This window comes from Paraflavitalea speifideaquila (assembly GCF_032395985.1).
GTDB lineage: Bacteria > Bacteroidota > Bacteroidia > Chitinophagales > Chitinophagaceae > Paraflavitalea > Paraflavitalea speifideaquila.
In genome coordinates this window covers 320,560-335,650 of sequence record NZ_CP135920.1, presented here as the reverse complement: position 1 = coordinate 335,650, position 15,091 = coordinate 320,560, and the positions used below count along the sequence as shown (strand labels likewise).

Sequence of the window (15,091 nt, the reverse complement as noted above, 5' to 3'; positions counted from 1 at the left end):
ATTTTTAAACTATCGTTTTTATTAACTGCAATAAACTTTATGCCTAAGCAGAAAATTGTACTCCTCTTTATTCTTCTTACAGGTTATTCGGCTTCCTCGTACGCACAAACAGTTACGAGAACTAATATCCTGCAACGTGCTGCCACGGAACAGGCTGTGAAAGAAAAGGTCTATGCGACCTATCTTCAAAAAGTGGCCAAGGAAAGGAACTGGCCGCTTAGCTTCAAGGGTAAGCTAGGTGATCTAGTCGTATTAACAGGTATTGATGGTGAAGGTTATCCACTATACACCAGTACGGAAAGCAATGTTGTGGCGGCAGGTACTATTGGTACCAGCAGGTTATGGGCTGGTGGCAGTACGGGGCTTAACCTATCGGGCTCCTCTGCCTCGGTACAGGGCAAACTGGGTGTTTGGGATGGAGGGCGTGCCAGGCCAACGCATGTAGAGCTCACTGGCCGCATCAACAATAAAGAGGGTGTACCGGTAAATGATCATACCACGCATGTATCGGGCACTTTGATTGCGTCGGGGATCAACCCGCGTGCAAAAGGTATGGCTTTTGGCTTTCAGGGATTGGTGGTGTATGATTTCGTCAATAATATCTCGGAGATGTTGACGGAATCGGGTAACAATATGTTGATATCAAACCACTCGTACGGCACCATCAGCGGCTGGTATAATACGGGCAGCCGTTGGGAGTTCAGGGGCCAGTTTAATGCCAATGAGGATTATAAATTCGGTTATTATAGTGAGGAGGCGCAGGTATGGGACTCGATTGCTTATAATGCGCCTTTTCACCTGATCGTTAAGTCGGCCGGCAATAACCGCAACCAGGGCGGGCCTGCTGTAGGGCAGCCTTACTGGCGGTTTAATAGTTCGGGAACGTTGGTAGATGCTGGTACCAGGCCTGCGGGCATTAGCAGCAACAATAGTTATGATATTATCCCCACTTCGGGTACTGCTAAGAATATTTTAACGGTAGGGGCTATCGATCCACTGCCATCGGGTTATAGCCGGCCGCAGGATGTTACGATCTCTGACTTCAGCAGTTGGGGACCTACAGATGACGGGCGTATCAAGCCTGATGTGGTAGCTGATGGGGTAGAGGTATTTTCATCGGTAGGCGGCAGTGATAATGCTTATGATATTTATAGTGGTACTTCTATGGCATCGCCTTCCACCGCGGGGTCATTGATCCTGTTACAGGAATATTATGCGCAATTGCATGGAGGTACGTTTATGCGTTCGGCCACTTTAAAGGCGCTGGCCATCCATACGGCCGATGAAGCAGGTGCAGCACCCGGCCCGGATTATGTATATGGCTGGGGAGTTGTCAATACAGCGAAGGCGGCGGGACTAATTACAGGGGCCAACAATGGCAATACCATCCTGATACGGGAAAATACCCTGCTCAATAACGTGCCTCAAAGTTTTGATGTGGTAGCATCGGGCAAGGGGATATTGAGCGCCACGCTTTGCTGGACAGACCCCAAGGGTATTCCGCATACGGTGGCCATCAATAATCCAGTCCTTAAATTGATCCACGACCTGGACATCCGTATTACCAAGGGGGCACTACATACCTACCCTGGATATTGGATCCCAGTGTACCAGCGGCAGCAGCTACAACAGGGGATAATATTCGCGACAATGTAGAAAAGATAGATGTGATGGATACAGAGCCAGGGGCTACGTATACTATTACGATCTCGCACAAAAACAGTTTGGCCAGGGGCTCGCAGGCTTATTCGCTGATCGTAAGTGGAGTGGGTGGTGCAGGGTATTGTAAAACATCGGCGCCTACTGTTGCCAATGGGGCGCGCATTGACAGTATATCCTTCGGTGGTATTCAAAAGCTCAATAGTGGCCTTTGTACGGGGTACAATAATTTTACCAACATCACGGGTACGGTAGAACCCAATAGTACCATGCCGCTTTATGTGCGGGTGAATGCCTGTGCAGGTGGAGCTGTAGACAAGATCGTACGGGCCTGGATCGACTTCAACAATGATGGTGATTTTGATGATGCAGGAGAATTGGTTGGTACCAGCCCGGTTATTAACGGGGATGGAGTAGGTACTTTGAATGTATCGATACCAGCTAATCTCACTGCTGATAATTATGGGGTTCTCCGGGTAATTGTGCAGGAAACAGCGAATGCCGGGGATGTAGCGCCCTGCGGGGCTTATGGTAAGGGACAAACGCAGGATTACCGCCTACGTTTTTCCATTCGCTCGAATGATGTAGGGGTAACCACCATTACGGCACCCTATGGTACTGGCTGTGCCAATGCCACACAGTATGTAACTGTACGGTTGAAGAACTTTGGCGCCAGTGCCAAATCCAATATTACATTAGCAGGTACTGTGAAAGAGGGCGCTAATCTAATAACTACCTTATCGGGTACTTATGCACCCACGCTGAATACGGCAGGTGAAGCGGAATATACTTTTCCTGGAACCTTTGCCTCTGCTGCCGGCAAAACGTATACGATCAATGTGAAAGCGGTTATTGCAGGTGATCAGCAAACGGATAATGATGAGCAAACGATAACGCTGGCGGTGAAAGCAGCGCCGGCCAATCCGATTGCGCAGGCAGAGATCTGCAATAATGAGCAGGTATTCTTTAATGCTACGAATGCGGGAACGGATCTCCTGTTGTGGTATGAAACGGGCATCAGTGAAAAATCAATTGCAACAGGAAGCCCCACCAGCAGTACGGTCATCAGGGCCGATAAAACCTATTATGTAGGCAAGAATGATCAGGCTGGAAAGGCAGGGCCTGCCACGAGGGATGAGCTGGGTGCGGGCGGTTATAATTCCTTTGTAAATAATTTTGTCAAGTTTACCAACCTAGTGCCACTAACGATCGACAGGGCGCGATTGTATATAGGGGCCCCTGGTAAGATAGAATTTACGTTAGCGGATCTGGGCACTGTTACCGGTACCCAATATACGTATAACCCCCTCTATACCACCACGATTAATGTGTATGCAACAGGCACTTCACCCACAGATGACCCGGGGGCTGTATTTGCTCTAAACATACCGGTACCGGTTGCTGGCGATCATATCATCATTATCCGTTGCCTGGAAGGAGCAACCATTTACAGGAACAATAGCGGTACGCAAAGCAACCCTTATCCTTATCCATTTACAATACCCAATGTATTTTCGATCACGGGCAACAATGCGGTTGATAATAGTACTACGCCGGATCCCAATTACTATCAAAGATTCTATTATTTCTTCTATGATATGCGGGTTAGCCTGGATGGCTGTCCCAGCAGCAGGGTGCCTGTTGTGGCTACGATACCGGTTACGCCGGTGATCATTTTGAATGACAATGTTTTCACCAGCAATGTAGCCAGCGGCAACCAATGGTACGTAGATGGTACGCTGATACCTGGCGCTACGGGGCAAACGCATACTGCAACGGTTAGCGGCAAATACCAAAGTATCATCCCCTCGGCGCTGGGCTGCCAAAGCCGTTCCAACGAAATTAATTTTGCGGTAACGGGTATACCGAATATTGACCCTTCGGAGATTGGCTTGAAGGTGATGCCCAATCCGAACGATGGGCGTTTTATGCTTGACTTTTCTGTGAGCAAGAAAGCCGATCTGGCTATTATGATAGTAAATGCCATCGGTCAAAGGGTATTCACCAGCCGTACACCGGGCTTTATTGGCCGTTATACCAGGCCGGTAGATGCTGGCAAACTGGCGCCAGGAGTGTACCTGCTGCAAGTACAGCATGACCACAAGAGTTATCTGAAGAAACTGGTGGTGCGGTAGAAGGCAAGCTATGAGCTGCGAGCTGCGAGCCTGGATACTCAACGAATAGTAAAGGCCCTTCACAAACGAAATTTGTGAAGGGCTTTTTTGTTATTTCAATTCGCCGGGTATAACGGTGAGTGATACTTTATGTCCGCCGCGCAATACCTGTAATTGTGTGCGGCGGCCAATGACCTGGTCATTTAATTGCTGGTGCAGGTCATCAACAGAAGCTACGGTTTTATCGCCAAAGCCCACAATAATGTCGCCAGTACGCAACTCATTATTGTATACAGGACCATCGGGCACGATCTCAAAAACATATACCCCTGTTTTTGCGATGAGCTTATTGGCAGCGCGCATCCGCTCGGTGAGGTTAACGGATTGTCCGGCAATGCCGAGCCAGGCACGTTTTACAGTGCCCTGAATGATAAGCTTCCCGGCCACATAAGCGGCGAGGTTGGAGGACACGGCAAAGCAGATACCATGAGCGGTAGGTATCATGGCGGTATTTACACCTATCACCTGACCGAGGGAATTGACAAGGGGTCCGCCAGAGTTGCCAGGATTGAGGGATGCATCGGTTTGAATGATATCATCGATCAGGCGGCCATTGGATGCCCGTAAGGTTCTCCCTAAAGCGCTGACCACGCCTGCGGTAACGGTATGTTGCAAACCCAATGGATTGCCTATAGCGATGGCAATCTGTCCGGGCTGGAGCTGACCGGAATCGGCAAAGGTCAAGGCCTTCAGGTTGGTTTCATAGATCTTTAAAACGGCGATATCGGTGGAAGGATCGGCACCTTTCAATTCGGCGGTTACCAGCCGGCCATCGGCCAGGGAAGCCTTGATGGTAGTAGCATTTTCAATCACATGGTGATTGGTAACAATGAAACCATCGGATGAAATGATGAATCCCGAACCGCTGCCGGGTGTTAATCGTTCCTGCCGGGTTTGCCGGTCCAGCACTTTCTTAGTAACCTGTATATGCACTACGGCTTCGGCGATTGTATTGACTACACTGGTAACTATATTTGAATAGGTATCCAGCAGGGCGGCATCGGTATGCTGTACTACCTGTACGGGTATTGCGTTTTCCATATACTTATACGGTCAAATAGGCTACCAAATCTTTTTCTGACAGGCTGGCATTGGAGCCGGGGGGTGGGGCCAGGGTCGTTAACGTGTTTTTAACAATAAGGAATCGGCACGCTGGAGGGTTTGCAATATCTGCGTTTTTACCAGGTTTACCTTCTCCTTTTCTGATTCGAGGTATTGTATACGCAGGGGTTCATTGCCCTTAGCGGAATCATCTTTGTATTCCTGCATCCAGATATTCATTCCATTTTCAGCACTTTTCAGGTCGCCTTGTAAGGCAATCAAAGCTTGCAGGTATGTCTTATCCTGTTGTTTAACAGGCAGTTTATTAAGGCTATCGGTTTGTTGTTGTATCTGAGCCAGGTACTTGCGCAAACGGCCCATTTTGCCATCCCCACATCATGACCTTCCATGACCTGGTGGTGGAGGGAATCTTCTTTGGTTTGGGGTTTTGCGCTGAATCCATCAGTTCTTGGGGTATCGGTCGGGTTATCATTACAGGCAATGGTAAGGATGGCGGCAATGGCAATAAATAATTTTATCCTGCTATGCATAATTCTTTGCTTTTAATGTGTCTGATAGAATGTAAGGACAAAATTACAATCCATATTAATGAAGGTTTACACTATTTTAGTAGCACAATACCGGATGTTTATGAAAATGCGCCGTGTGGGTTTTCTTATCCTTCTTTTGATCCCAATGATTGGTTCCTCGCAAATTAAATCCACGTATAGTTACCGGTTTGGTGCACAAATAGCATTTGGCTTGTCAAAGATCACAAACAATAATGTGGGCATTGGCGGGCTGGCAGGCGCAGAACACCGGTTTTCAAGAACTTTGCAGCAGAAGTAGAAGCCAGTTATGTTTATTTTACAGGCGACAAGGTGACTTATGAAGCTGCCAAAAACAGGGCATTCGCGCTGCCCCTGTTGGTAGGTATAAAAGCCTACCTGGCACCTGAAGCGTATGTATCGCTGCGTGGGGGCTCAACTGGTTTTGATGAATGATATGCGGGCTGCTGCTTTCCGGCCAGGATATGGGATAGCTGGTGGACTTAATTTGCCGAAAAACTTTAACCGGATCAATATACAATTCGGCTGGACGGGTTTTGGTTACCAGCGTACACAAAGGGGTTATGCCACGCTGGCGGCCTCTATAATTATCAATTGATTTGCTATATGAATAAACTTGCTAGCTATGTAACCGGACAATGGATCACAGGCGACGGAACCGGACAGGCCTTGTATAATGCCGTAAATGGCGCTTTGATAGGACATGCCTCGACACAGGGGCTTGATTTTGCCAGCATTCTTGACTATGGCAGGCAAACTGGCGGTTCGGCATTACGGAAACTTACTTTTCATGAACGGGGCCGTATGCTGCGCGCGCTGGCACTGCACCTGCGGAATCATCTTGACAAGTTTTACCAGATCAGCTACCAAACAGGCGCTACAAAGGCGGATAGCTGGATAGATATTGAAGGGGGTATTGGCAACCTGTTTTCCTATGCCTCTTTGCGCAGGCAATTTCCGGATGAAACTTTTTGTGTTGATGGAGAAGGTATAGGATTGAGTAAAAATGGTTCGTTCATGGGCCAGCATATCCTGGTGCCCAGAGAGGGGATTGCCATCCATATTAATGCATTCAATTTCCCGGTATGGGGTATGCTGGAAAAGATTGCTGTTAATTTACTGGCAGGCATGCCTGCGATTGTAAAACCGGCCACGGTCACTTCCTATCTCACTGAAGCGGTGGTAAGGGAAATTATTGCTTCCGGTATTTTACCTCCTGGCGCCCTTCAATTATTGTGCGGCTCGGCAGGCGATATACTGGACCATGTGCATGCACAGGATGTGATCACTTTTACGGGTTCGGCTACTACGGGCTTAAAGCTAAAATCGCACCCCGGGTGCTGTCGGAAAGTGTGCCTTTTAATATGGAAGCCGACTCGCTCAATTGTATTGTATTGGGTGGGGATGTGGAACCCGGAATGGCTGAATGGGACCTGTTTGTTAAAGAGGTAAGGAAGGAAATGACGATCAAGGCAGGACAAAAGTGTACAGCCATACGCCGCATCTTTGTTCCGGAAAATAAGCTGGAAGATGTATGGAAGGCAGTGGGCAAAAGCGCTTGGGCAAACTACGATTGGCAATCCATTGAATGAGCAAGTACGTATGGGCGCCCTGGCAGGGCAATCGCAACGAGAAGAGGTAAAAAGTCAGGTACAAAAGTTGTTGGCCTCCTCCCAAATAGTTTTCGGGTCGCTGGACAGTGTACAGGTATTGGATGCTGATGCAGAGAAAGGAGCTTTTATGAGCCCTTTATTACTGCTGAATGAAAAGCCTTTTGAAAGTGCAGCGGTACATGAAGTGGAAGCCTTTGGCCCGGTAAGTACGATCATGCCTTATAAATCATTGGCGGAAGCTACTGAGCTTGCCAGAAAAGGGAAAGGTTCGCTGGTATGTTCTATCGTAACAGCAGATAAAAGTATTGCGCGTCATTTTGTATTGGGAGCAGCCGCTTATCATGGCCGCATTTTGGTATTGAATAATGAATGTGCGAAGGAAAGTACAGGGCATGGATCGCCCTTGCCCTTGCTGGTACATGGAGGGCCCGGCCGTGCCGGCGGCGGAGAAGAAATGGGTGGGGTACGTGGCGTAAAGCATTATATGCAGCGGGTAGCGCTCAGGGCTCTCCTCGATGATCACAGCCATCACGAATGTATACCAACGAGGGGCCGCCGTAAAAGAGGATGAAAAACATCCTTTCCGCAAATACTTTGAAGAGCTGGCGATTGGCGATACGGTAATCACGCATAAACGAACGGTAACAGAAGCGGACATTGTGAACTTTGCCAACGTGAGCTGGGATCACTTCTATGCACATACAGATCATACCTCGCTGGAGGGAACGATTTTTGAAAAACCGGTAGCACATGGCTATTTTATACTGAGTGCGGCTGCAGGACTGTTTGTAGATGCCAAAAAGGACCGGTATTGTTGAACTATGGTTTGGAAGAATGCCGTTTTCTGAAGCCGGTATATGCAGGTACAACGATTGGGGTACAGCTTACCTGTAAAGAGAAAACGGTACAGGAAAAGAAAGAAGGGGATGAAGTGAAAAAGGGGATCGTAAAATGGCTGGTGGAAGTAACGGATCAAATGGGTGAGCAGGTGGCTGTAGCTACTATATTAACGATGGTGAGGCTAAGAGAGGAGGAGGTGAAAGAGAAAAAGAGGGAGTAACAAGGAGGGGAAGGCGGGGGATAAGAGAGGAGGAGGTGAAAGAGAAAAAGAGGGAGTAACAAGGAGGGGAAGGCGGGGGATAAGAGAGGAGGAGGTGAAAGAGAAAAAGAAGGAGTAACAAGGAGGGGAAGGCGGGGGATAAGAGAGGTGGAGGTAAAAGAGAAAAGAGGGAGTAACAAGGAGGGGAAGGCGGGGGATAAGAGAGGAGAAGGTGAAAGAGAAAAGAAGGAGTAACAAGGAGGGGAAGGCGGGGGATAAGAGAGGTGGAGGTAAAAGAGAAAAAGAGGGAGTAACAAGGAGGGGAAGGCGGGGGATAAGAGAGGAGAAGGTGAAAGAGAAAAAGAAGGAGTAACAAGGAGGGGAAGGCGGGGGATAAGAGAGGTGGAGGTAAAAGAGAAAAAGAGGGAGTAACAAGGAGGGGAAGGCGGGGGATAAGAGAGGTGGAGGTAAAAGAGAAAAAGAGGGAGTAACAAGGAGGGGAAGGCGGGGGATAAGAGAGGAGGAGGTAAAAGAGAAAAAGAGGGAGTAACAAGGAGGGGAAGGCGGGGGATAAGAGAGGTGGAGGTAAAAGAGAAAAAGAGGGAGTAACAAGGAGGGGAAGGTGGGGGATAAGAGAGGTGGAGGTAAAAGAGAAAAAGAGGGAGTAACAAGGAGGGGAAGGCGGGGGATAAGAGAGGAGAAGGTAAAAGAGAAAAAGAGGGAGTAACAAGGAAGGTGGGGGATAAGAGAGGAAGAGGCGAAAGAGAAAAAGAGATAAGTAGTTAATGTGATTTGATAAAGAAAGACCAATATTATGGAAATGAACCAGCTAACCGGCACAATTATAGAGTCGTGCATAAAAATACATTCCACTATTGGACCAGGCTGTTTTGAAAGGGTCTATGAAGAAATATTACATCATGAAATTCAAAAGAGAAATATACCGATCCAGCGGCAATTGTTAATGCCGATCTACTTTGAAGACTTGCAAATAAATGATGCTTACAAACTTGACCTACTGGTTGATGGCAGGCTAATAATAGAGATCAAATCAGTTGAAAATGTTCTGGCATTACACTACAAGCAGCTACAGACGTACCTAAAGCTAATGAAAATAAAAAACGGGCTATTGTTAAACTTTAAGGTAGATCTGATGAAAAACGGTGTTCACAGGGTATTCAATAATTTGGGGCAATAAAAAGATTATATAATATAGTGGGTAAATATGGAGGCATGCTCCTGGTCCTCGTTTTACTCTTTAAACGCTTAGTTTTATGATCCATGAAATTAAAAATGGCTATGTAAAAACAGAAACGCACAATGCGGTGACAACAATTGAGTTTTTTCATCCGCAAAGTAATTCGCTTCCACACCGGATACTGGAAGAACTGGTGCATGCTATTCACGGGGCCGGCAATGAGCGGGATACACGGGTAATTGTGTTGCGCTCGGCAGGCGACAAATCCTTTTGTGCCGGGGCTTCTTTCGATGAACTGGCGGCCATCCATACCAAGGAAGAGGGGTTACAGTTTTTCAGTGGCTTTGCCCATGTGATCAATGCCATGCGCAAATGCCCTAAGTTTATTATTGCCCGCATTCAAGGCAAATGTGTAGGAGGTGGTGTAGGCCTTGCTGCTGCAGCCGACTATGCGATTGCCACGGAAGGAGCAGATATTAAATTAAGTGAATTGGCTGTGGGTATCGGCCCCTTTGTAGTAGGTCCTGCGGTAGAACGCAAGATCGGCCCGGCAGCCTTTGGTCACCTGGCCATCGACTCCACCATGTGGCGCAGCGCCGACTGGGCTAAGCGAAAAGGCTTGTATGCCGAGTTGCACAACAATGTTTCGGATATGGATGAAAGTGTTTGGAGGTTATCGCATACGCTGGCACATTCCAGTCCGGAAGCAATGCTGGAGTTGAAGCATGTATTGTGGAAAGGCACGGAGCATTGGGACCAACTGCTGATGGAACGTGCTTCTATTAGCGGTAAGCTGGTATTGAGTGCTTTTAGTAAAAATGCCATTGCTTCGTTTAAGGCAAAAAAGGCATAGAGGTGTGAATCGACAATCGGCAATCGCGAAAAGCTTTGTTTAGAAACACGTGGCAACAAGAGTAGTAGTAGTCAGTTATGAGTGCGGTTAAGATACAAGATAAAGGGCGAGGCACCTTTGGAAGGTGACCCACCCTTTATTTTATCAGGCTTTCCCACGCGTGGGCGGGACTCAGGCAGCCAAAAGCTCTTGAAGGTCATTATATATTCAGTCCACCACAGGTACTGATAACCTGGCCGGTAATGTAAGAGCTAAGATCAGACGCGAGGAATAAAGTTGTATCGGCTACTTCTTCGGCCTTACCAAAACGGCCTAAGGGAATTTTTTCCAGGAATGATTTGGAGGCATCGCCATCTTTCAGGTAATGGGTCATATCGGTTTCAATGAAACCTGGAGCAATGGCATTGCAACGTACATTGCGGCTACCGAGCTCATGGGCTATAGACTTGGTGAAACCGATAATACCGGCTTTAGAAGCTGCATAACTGCTTTGTCCGGCATTGCCACGGATACCGATGATAGAACTCATGTTGATGATAGAACCTTTCCGGGCTTTCATCATGGGGCGAATAACCTGCCTGGTCATGTTGTAAACGCTTTTCAGGTTCACATTGATCACATCATCCCATTGATCGGGGCTCATACGCAGCAGGAGGTTGTCTTTGGAAATACCGGCATTGTTTACGCACACATCTACGGTTCCAAATTCTTTTACCACATCATTTACAAAAGTTTCGCTGGCTGCAAAATCAGCCGCATTGCTTTGGTAAGCTTTTGCTTTTACACCGAGTGCTTCTATTTTTGTTGTAATGCTTTTGCTTTTTCAGCACTGCTATCGCTAACATAGGTAAATGCGATATGTGCGCCTTGTTCAGCCAGTTTAAGGGCAATGGCCTCCCCGATCCCCCGGGCAGCACCTGTAACTATGGCCACTTTGTTCTCCAGTAATTTCATATTGATAATAAATTAGGGCCCGAATGTATTAAAAACATCTAAATCCTGCAATTGTGAGTTGGGAACAGCCTGTTGTGAGTGGATCTGCCAGTCCTTCGCCGAGCAGGGAAGCAAGGAGTTGAAAAGGTATTAAGCTGAGCTATTGGTTGGCAATAGTGATTATTTCTTCGAGGTATTTACGGTCATTGCATAAACGGGGCACTTTGTGCTGCCCGCCCAATTTACCTTTGCTTTTGAGCCAGGTATTAAAGATGCCTTTTGCAGGGATCGCAGCAGGGGCATGCGCAAGGCCATATCCTTGTGGCGCTTGGCTTCATAATCGCTATTGATGGCTTTAAGGGCTGCATCGAGGGTCGCAGTAAATGTGTCGATATTATCGGGTTCTTTTTCAAATTCCACCAGCCATTCATGGGCGCCATTGCCATGATCGCTAAAATATATGGGTGCGGCAGTATAATCATTAACGATGGCCCCGGTTCTTTCGGAAGCAATGGCCACTGCCCTATCGGTATTGTCTACGATCACTTCTTCGCCAAAGGCGTTGATATAATGCTTAAGGCGGCCGCTTACCTTAATCCTGAAGGGGTTGAGGGAAGTAAACTGTATGGTATCGCCCACGAGGTATCGCCATAGGCCACCATTGGTGCTTATAACCAAGGCATAATTTTTTCCCAATGCTACTTCAGCCAGGCCAATGGTTTCGGGCTGGGCTTTGCCATATTCTTCAATGGGCATGAATTCCATGAAAACACCATGGTCAACAAACAGTAGCATTCCTTCTTCGCCTGGTATGTCCTGTGCCGCAAAGAAGCCTTCGCTGGCATTGTACATTTCAGGTAATGGATGGGCTTGCCAATGAGTTTCTGGAACTGCTCTTTATAAGGGGTAAAGGAAACGCCTCCATGCATGTATAGCTCAGGTGGGGCCATACTTCGGCCATGGTGTTTTTGCCTGTAATTTCCAATATGCGGCGAAACAAGACCAATGTCCAGGTAGGCACTCCTGAAATAGAGGTTACATTTTCTTTAATGGTACTTTGGGCCAACAATTCAATTTTGGATTCCCATTCATCCATCAATGCAATGCTAAGATCGGGAGTACGCAGCCAGTGGCCCCAGAAAGGAGAGTTTTGTAGCAATACGGCGCTAAGGTCGCCATACTGTGCCTCCTGGTTAAGGGGATTGATGGTATGGCTACCGCCCAATACCAGGCCCTTACCTGTGAGGAGGTCAGAATCGGGATTGAACTGGTAATAGAAAGTAAGTACATCCTTGGCTGCCTTATAATGGCAGTCTTCCAGGCTCTCATCGCTTACGGGAATAAACTTGCTTTTATCGCTGGTGGTGCCGCTGCTCTTGGCAAACCAGTAAATGGGGGTATTCAAATGATATGCTGCTCGCCTTCCATGGTACGTTGGATATAAGGTTTCATATCCTCGTATTCATGAATAGGCACGGTTTGCTTGAAGGACCTGATGTTGAATAGCCCGGAAAAGTTGTATTTGCGACCAAACTCGGTATTCTGGGCAGAGGTTACAAGGTCTTGTAATACTTCACGTTGCGCATCAGCAGGATTGTTTTTCCAACCTTCAATGCGCCATAACCTCATACGGGCCAGTGATGATATGGCAGGCGACAATAGTTTCACTGGCAGCAAAATAAAGAATAATCATGATAGAATAGCCGGCCATGAAGGGAAGTCGGCATTTATCACTGTTTTTAATGAATTGGGTTATTCTATACCTTCTATTTCATTCAATGCCGACATATTTTGCTGGCCTTTCATGGCTTCTTCGTGGAGATAGTCTTTACGCTTGAGCTCGAAGTTGCGCCCCAGGTATAAGCGCCGTACCTGTTCATTTTCGGCCAGTTCTTCGGCTGTACCGTGTTTAAATATTTTACCATCGATGAGCAGGTAGGCCCGGTCGCAAATGGAGAGGGTTTCATTTACGTTGTGGTCGGTGATCAGGATACCAATATTCCTGTATTTTAGACGGGCTACTACGGTTTGGATATCTTCTACAGCAATGGGGTCTACACCGGCAAAGGGTTCATCAAGGAGGATAAACTTGGGATCTACGGCCAGGGCCCGTGCAATTTCTGTACGGCGACGTTCACCACCGCTTAGGCTATCGCCATTGTTCTTCCTTACGTGGTGCAGGCGAAACTCATCAAGCAAGGCTTCGAGTTTTTCTTTTGCTGTGCCTTTTTCAGTTTGGTCATTTCCAATACGGCCATGATGTTCTCCTCTACGGTGAGCTTACGGAATACGGAAGCTTCCTGGGGCAGGTAACCAATGCCCAACTGGGCCCGCTTATACATGGGCAGGCGGGTAATTTCTTCTGTATCGAGAAACACCTGGCCTTCATCGGGCTTGATGAGGCCTACGACCATATAGAAGGTGGTGGTTTTACCAGCTCCATTGGGGCCTAGGAGCCCTACAATTTCCCCCTGTTTTACACTAACCGATACATGGTTTACAACGGTACGGTTGCGATAGATCTTTACCAGGTCGCGGGTATGAATTTCACTGATCACGTGTTATTACGTTTAGGAACAAAAATACCGGAACTAATCCATTTGAATTGGCTGTAAGTCCGGATTCGCTACAAAATAATGTTAAACAGTATGTGTAACAAGTATTTGCTATCCGGGATTCGTTGATTATGTTTGCAGGCAATTTTGAAGCCGGACGGCTGAGAATTGAAATATACCAGTTATAACAGCTAATTAATGAAAGTAATTGACCATATCAAGCAGGCCACGAAGCCGTTGATCTCTTTTGAAATATTACCCCCGCTGAAAGGAAAACGATCAACTCTATCTTTGACCACCTGGATCCGCTGATGGAGTTCAAACCTTCCTTTATCAATGTTACTTATCATCGTAGTGAGCATGTATTTAAAAAGAAAGCTGATGGCACTTTTGATAAGGTAGAAGTGCGTAAACGGCCGGGAACGGTAGGTATTTGTGCGGCTATTATGAACCATTACCGGGTAGATGCGGTACCTCACCTGATCTGTGGGGGCTTTAATAAGCGGGAAACTGAGGATGCCCTGATCGACCTGAATTTCATTGGGGTCGACAATGTACTGGTACTGCGTGGGGATGCGGCCAAGAATGAAACGGTATTTGAACCGGAACCTGGTGGCAACCGTTTTGCGCTGGACTTGCTGAAACAAGTGATGAACCTGAATAATGGCATTTACCTGGAAGAAGATATCCGGGATGGATTCCGTACGAAATTCTGTATTGGTGTAGCTGGCTATCCAGAGAAACATTTTGAAGCGCCCAATTTACAAAATGACCTCTCCTACCTCAAAGCCAAAGTGGAAGCAGGTGCGGAATATGTAGTGACTCAGATGTTCTTCGATAACCAGAAGTATTTCGACTTTGTAAAACGCTGCCGGGAAGAAGGCATTGAGATACCGATTATTCCGGGACTGAAGCCGATCACGAATAAGAAGCAGTTGAGTGTAATTCCCCGCACTTTCCATGTTGACATCCCAACGGATCTAAGTAACGAGATATTGAAAGCAAAAACGGACCTGGATGTGGAGCAAATAGGTACAGAATGGTTGCTGCAACAATCGAAAGAGTTGAAAGCGGCGAATGTACCTGTATTGCACTATTATACATTGGGTAAGCCAAAGGTGATCTTTAATGCGGTAAAGGAGTTGGTGTAGGGAAGCTGCAAATGATATAAAAAGGTGGGTCGCTTTCAATAGCAACCCACCTTTTTCTTTTCGGGATATGCCGGGACGGCATCCAATATATTGATCTTAATGGGGAGGGTTTTCACTACCGCCTCATTGATCTTTAAAGGGTATTTCTTTTTCAGTTCAGCAATCCATTTATCTTCAAGGGATGCCTGGTAATCATTGATCACAAAACCGCGTGCATCATTAAAGTCGCGGGGCTCCCTGTCGCGGTATACTTTGATGATATAGGCAAAAGTGAGGCTATGATCGGTTTCATTTTTCACAGATGCG

Annotated in this window: 24 protein-coding genes; 14 read left to right on the top strand and 10 right to left on the bottom strand. The window is 47.1% G+C overall.

Annotated features, from left to right (window positions below; translation table 11 throughout):
* The first annotated feature begins 39 nt into the window (after positions 1-39).
* Both RS881_RS02370 and RS881_RS02365 read left to right on the top strand, forming a co-directional pair.
* Entirely contained in the window at positions 40-1,656 is a 1,617-nt protein-coding gene (locus RS881_RS02370) for a S8 family serine peptidase (RefSeq protein ID WP_315819617.1), read from the top strand.
* Positions 1,596-3,794 (top strand): GEVED domain-containing protein, encoded by a 2,199-nt coding sequence (locus tag RS881_RS02365; protein WP_315819616.1) that lies wholly within the window; start codon positions 1,596-1,598, stop codon positions 3,792-3,794. Before RS881_RS02370 ends, RS881_RS02365 begins: the two co-directional genes overlap by 61 nt.
* A 90-nt stretch (positions 3,795-3,884) precedes the next feature.
* Here the strand turns inward: RS881_RS02365 and RS881_RS02360 are convergent, their stop codons facing one another.
* Positions 3,885-4,874, bottom strand: a complete 990-nt coding sequence (locus RS881_RS02360; protein WP_315819615.1) for a S1C family serine protease — start codon at positions 4,872-4,874, stop codon at positions 3,885-3,887.
* A gap of 78 nt (positions 4,875-4,952) precedes the next feature.
* Entirely contained in the window at positions 4,953-5,246 is a 294-nt protein-coding gene (locus RS881_RS02355; RefSeq protein WP_315819614.1) for a hypothetical protein, read from the bottom strand.
* Positions 5,247-5,272: 26 nt separating this feature from the next.
* Between RS881_RS02355 and RS881_RS02350 the strand changes: the two genes are divergently transcribed.
* From RS881_RS02350 to RS881_RS02300, 11 genes are all read left to right on the top strand, one after another.
* Complete coding sequence (locus tag RS881_RS02350; RefSeq protein ID WP_315819613.1) at positions 5,273-5,407, top strand: hypothetical protein; 135 nt, start codon at positions 5,273-5,275, stop codon at positions 5,405-5,407.
* 76 nt (positions 5,408-5,483) lie between these two features.
* Positions 5,484-5,723, top strand: a complete 240-nt coding sequence (locus RS881_RS02345; RefSeq protein WP_315819612.1) for a hypothetical protein — start codon at positions 5,484-5,486, stop codon at positions 5,721-5,723.
* A gap of 32 nt (positions 5,724-5,755) precedes the next feature.
* On the top strand, positions 5,756-5,878 hold the full coding sequence (locus tag RS881_RS02340) for a hypothetical protein (protein WP_315819611.1): 123 nt from the start codon (positions 5,756-5,758) through the stop codon (positions 5,876-5,878).
* The gene (locus RS881_RS02335) at positions 5,871-6,041 is read left to right on the top strand and encodes a hypothetical protein (RefSeq protein ID WP_315819610.1); all 171 of its coding nucleotides are present in this window, start codon (positions 5,871-5,873) and stop codon (positions 6,039-6,041) included. Before RS881_RS02340 ends, RS881_RS02335 begins: the two co-directional genes overlap by 8 nt.
* A gap of 8 nt (positions 6,042-6,049) precedes the next feature.
* The gene (locus tag RS881_RS02330; RefSeq protein WP_315819609.1) at positions 6,050-6,895 is read left to right on the top strand and encodes an aldehyde dehydrogenase family protein; all 846 of its coding nucleotides are present in this window, start codon (positions 6,050-6,052) and stop codon (positions 6,893-6,895) included.
* Positions 6,896-6,973: 78 nt separating this feature from the next.
* Positions 6,974-7,627, top strand: a complete 654-nt coding sequence (locus tag RS881_RS02325) for an aldehyde dehydrogenase family protein (RefSeq protein WP_315819608.1) — start codon at positions 6,974-6,976, stop codon at positions 7,625-7,627.
* On the top strand, positions 7,572-7,874 hold the full coding sequence (locus RS881_RS02320) for a MaoC/PaaZ C-terminal domain-containing protein (RefSeq protein ID WP_315819607.1): 303 nt from the start codon (positions 7,572-7,574) through the stop codon (positions 7,872-7,874). The genes RS881_RS02325 and RS881_RS02320 overlap by 56 nt, the downstream gene beginning before the upstream one ends.
* Positions 7,868-8,116, top strand: a complete 249-nt coding sequence (locus RS881_RS02315) for a hotdog family protein (RefSeq protein WP_315819606.1) — start codon at positions 7,868-7,870, stop codon at positions 8,114-8,116. Before RS881_RS02320 ends, RS881_RS02315 begins: the two co-directional genes overlap by 7 nt.
* A 211-nt stretch (positions 8,117-8,327) precedes the next feature.
* Complete coding sequence (locus RS881_RS02310) at positions 8,328-8,468, top strand: hypothetical protein (protein WP_315819605.1); 141 nt, start codon at positions 8,328-8,330, stop codon at positions 8,466-8,468.
* A 447-nt stretch (positions 8,469-8,915) separates the two neighbouring features.
* Positions 8,916-9,293, top strand: a complete 378-nt coding sequence (locus RS881_RS02305; protein ID WP_315819604.1) for a GxxExxY protein — start codon at positions 8,916-8,918, stop codon at positions 9,291-9,293.
* Positions 9,294-9,369: 76 nt separating this feature from the next.
* Positions 9,370-10,146, top strand: a complete 777-nt coding sequence (locus RS881_RS02300; RefSeq protein ID WP_315819603.1) for an enoyl-CoA hydratase/isomerase family protein — start codon at positions 9,370-9,372, stop codon at positions 10,144-10,146.
* Between the two features lie 199 nt (positions 10,147-10,345).
* Here RS881_RS02300 and RS881_RS02295 read toward each other — a convergent pair whose 3' ends face one another.
* The 7 genes from RS881_RS02295 to RS881_RS58930 all read right to left on the bottom strand — a co-directional run bounded on the left by RS881_RS02295 (position 10,346) and on the right by RS881_RS58930 (position 13,637).
* A complete protein-coding gene (locus RS881_RS02295; protein ID WP_315824999.1) occupies positions 10,346-10,945 on the bottom strand; it encodes an SDR family oxidoreductase in 600 nt (199 codons plus the stop codon).
* Entirely contained in the window at positions 10,942-11,100 is a 159-nt protein-coding gene (locus RS881_RS02290; protein ID WP_315819602.1) for an SDR family NAD(P)-dependent oxidoreductase, read from the bottom strand. Before RS881_RS02290 ends, RS881_RS02295 begins: the two co-directional genes overlap by 4 nt.
* A 159-nt stretch (positions 11,101-11,259) precedes the next feature.
* Positions 11,260-11,931 (bottom strand): GH3 domain-containing protein, encoded by a 672-nt coding sequence (locus RS881_RS02285; RefSeq protein ID WP_315819601.1) that lies wholly within the window; start codon positions 11,929-11,931, stop codon positions 11,260-11,262.
* A 1-nt stretch (position 11,932) separates the two neighbouring features.
* The gene (locus RS881_RS02280) at positions 11,933-12,484 is read right to left on the bottom strand and encodes a GH3 family acyl-acid amido synthetase (protein WP_425476342.1); all 552 of its coding nucleotides are present in this window, start codon (positions 12,482-12,484) and stop codon (positions 11,933-11,935) included.
* Positions 12,481-12,747 carry a GH3 family acyl-acid amido synthetase gene (locus tag RS881_RS61470; RefSeq protein ID WP_425476417.1) on the bottom strand — a complete coding sequence of 89 codons (267 nt, stop codon included), beginning with the start codon at positions 12,745-12,747 and terminating at the stop codon, positions 12,481-12,483. Before RS881_RS61470 ends, RS881_RS02280 begins: the two co-directional genes overlap by 4 nt.
* Before the next feature lie 84 nt (positions 12,748-12,831).
* Positions 12,832-13,278, bottom strand: a complete 447-nt coding sequence (locus tag RS881_RS58935; protein ID WP_350340082.1) for an ATP-binding cassette domain-containing protein — start codon at positions 13,276-13,278, stop codon at positions 12,832-12,834.
* Entirely contained in the window at positions 13,248-13,637 is a 390-nt protein-coding gene (locus RS881_RS58930; RefSeq protein WP_350340081.1) for an ATP-binding cassette domain-containing protein, read from the bottom strand. The genes RS881_RS58935 and RS881_RS58930 overlap by 31 nt, the downstream gene beginning before the upstream one ends.
* Before the next feature lie 308 nt (positions 13,638-13,945).
* On the opposite strand from RS881_RS58930, the gene RS881_RS02270 reads away from it, so the two are divergent.
* A complete protein-coding gene (locus tag RS881_RS02270) occupies positions 13,946-14,785 on the top strand; it encodes a methylenetetrahydrofolate reductase (protein WP_315819600.1) in 840 nt (279 codons plus the stop codon).
* Positions 14,786-14,820: 35 nt separating this feature from the next.
* Here the strand turns inward: RS881_RS02270 and RS881_RS02265 are convergent, their stop codons facing one another.
* Complete coding sequence (locus RS881_RS02265; protein ID WP_315819599.1) at positions 14,821-15,084, bottom strand: hypothetical protein; 264 nt, start codon at positions 15,082-15,084, stop codon at positions 14,821-14,823.
* Positions 15,085-15,091: the final 7 nt, after the last annotated feature.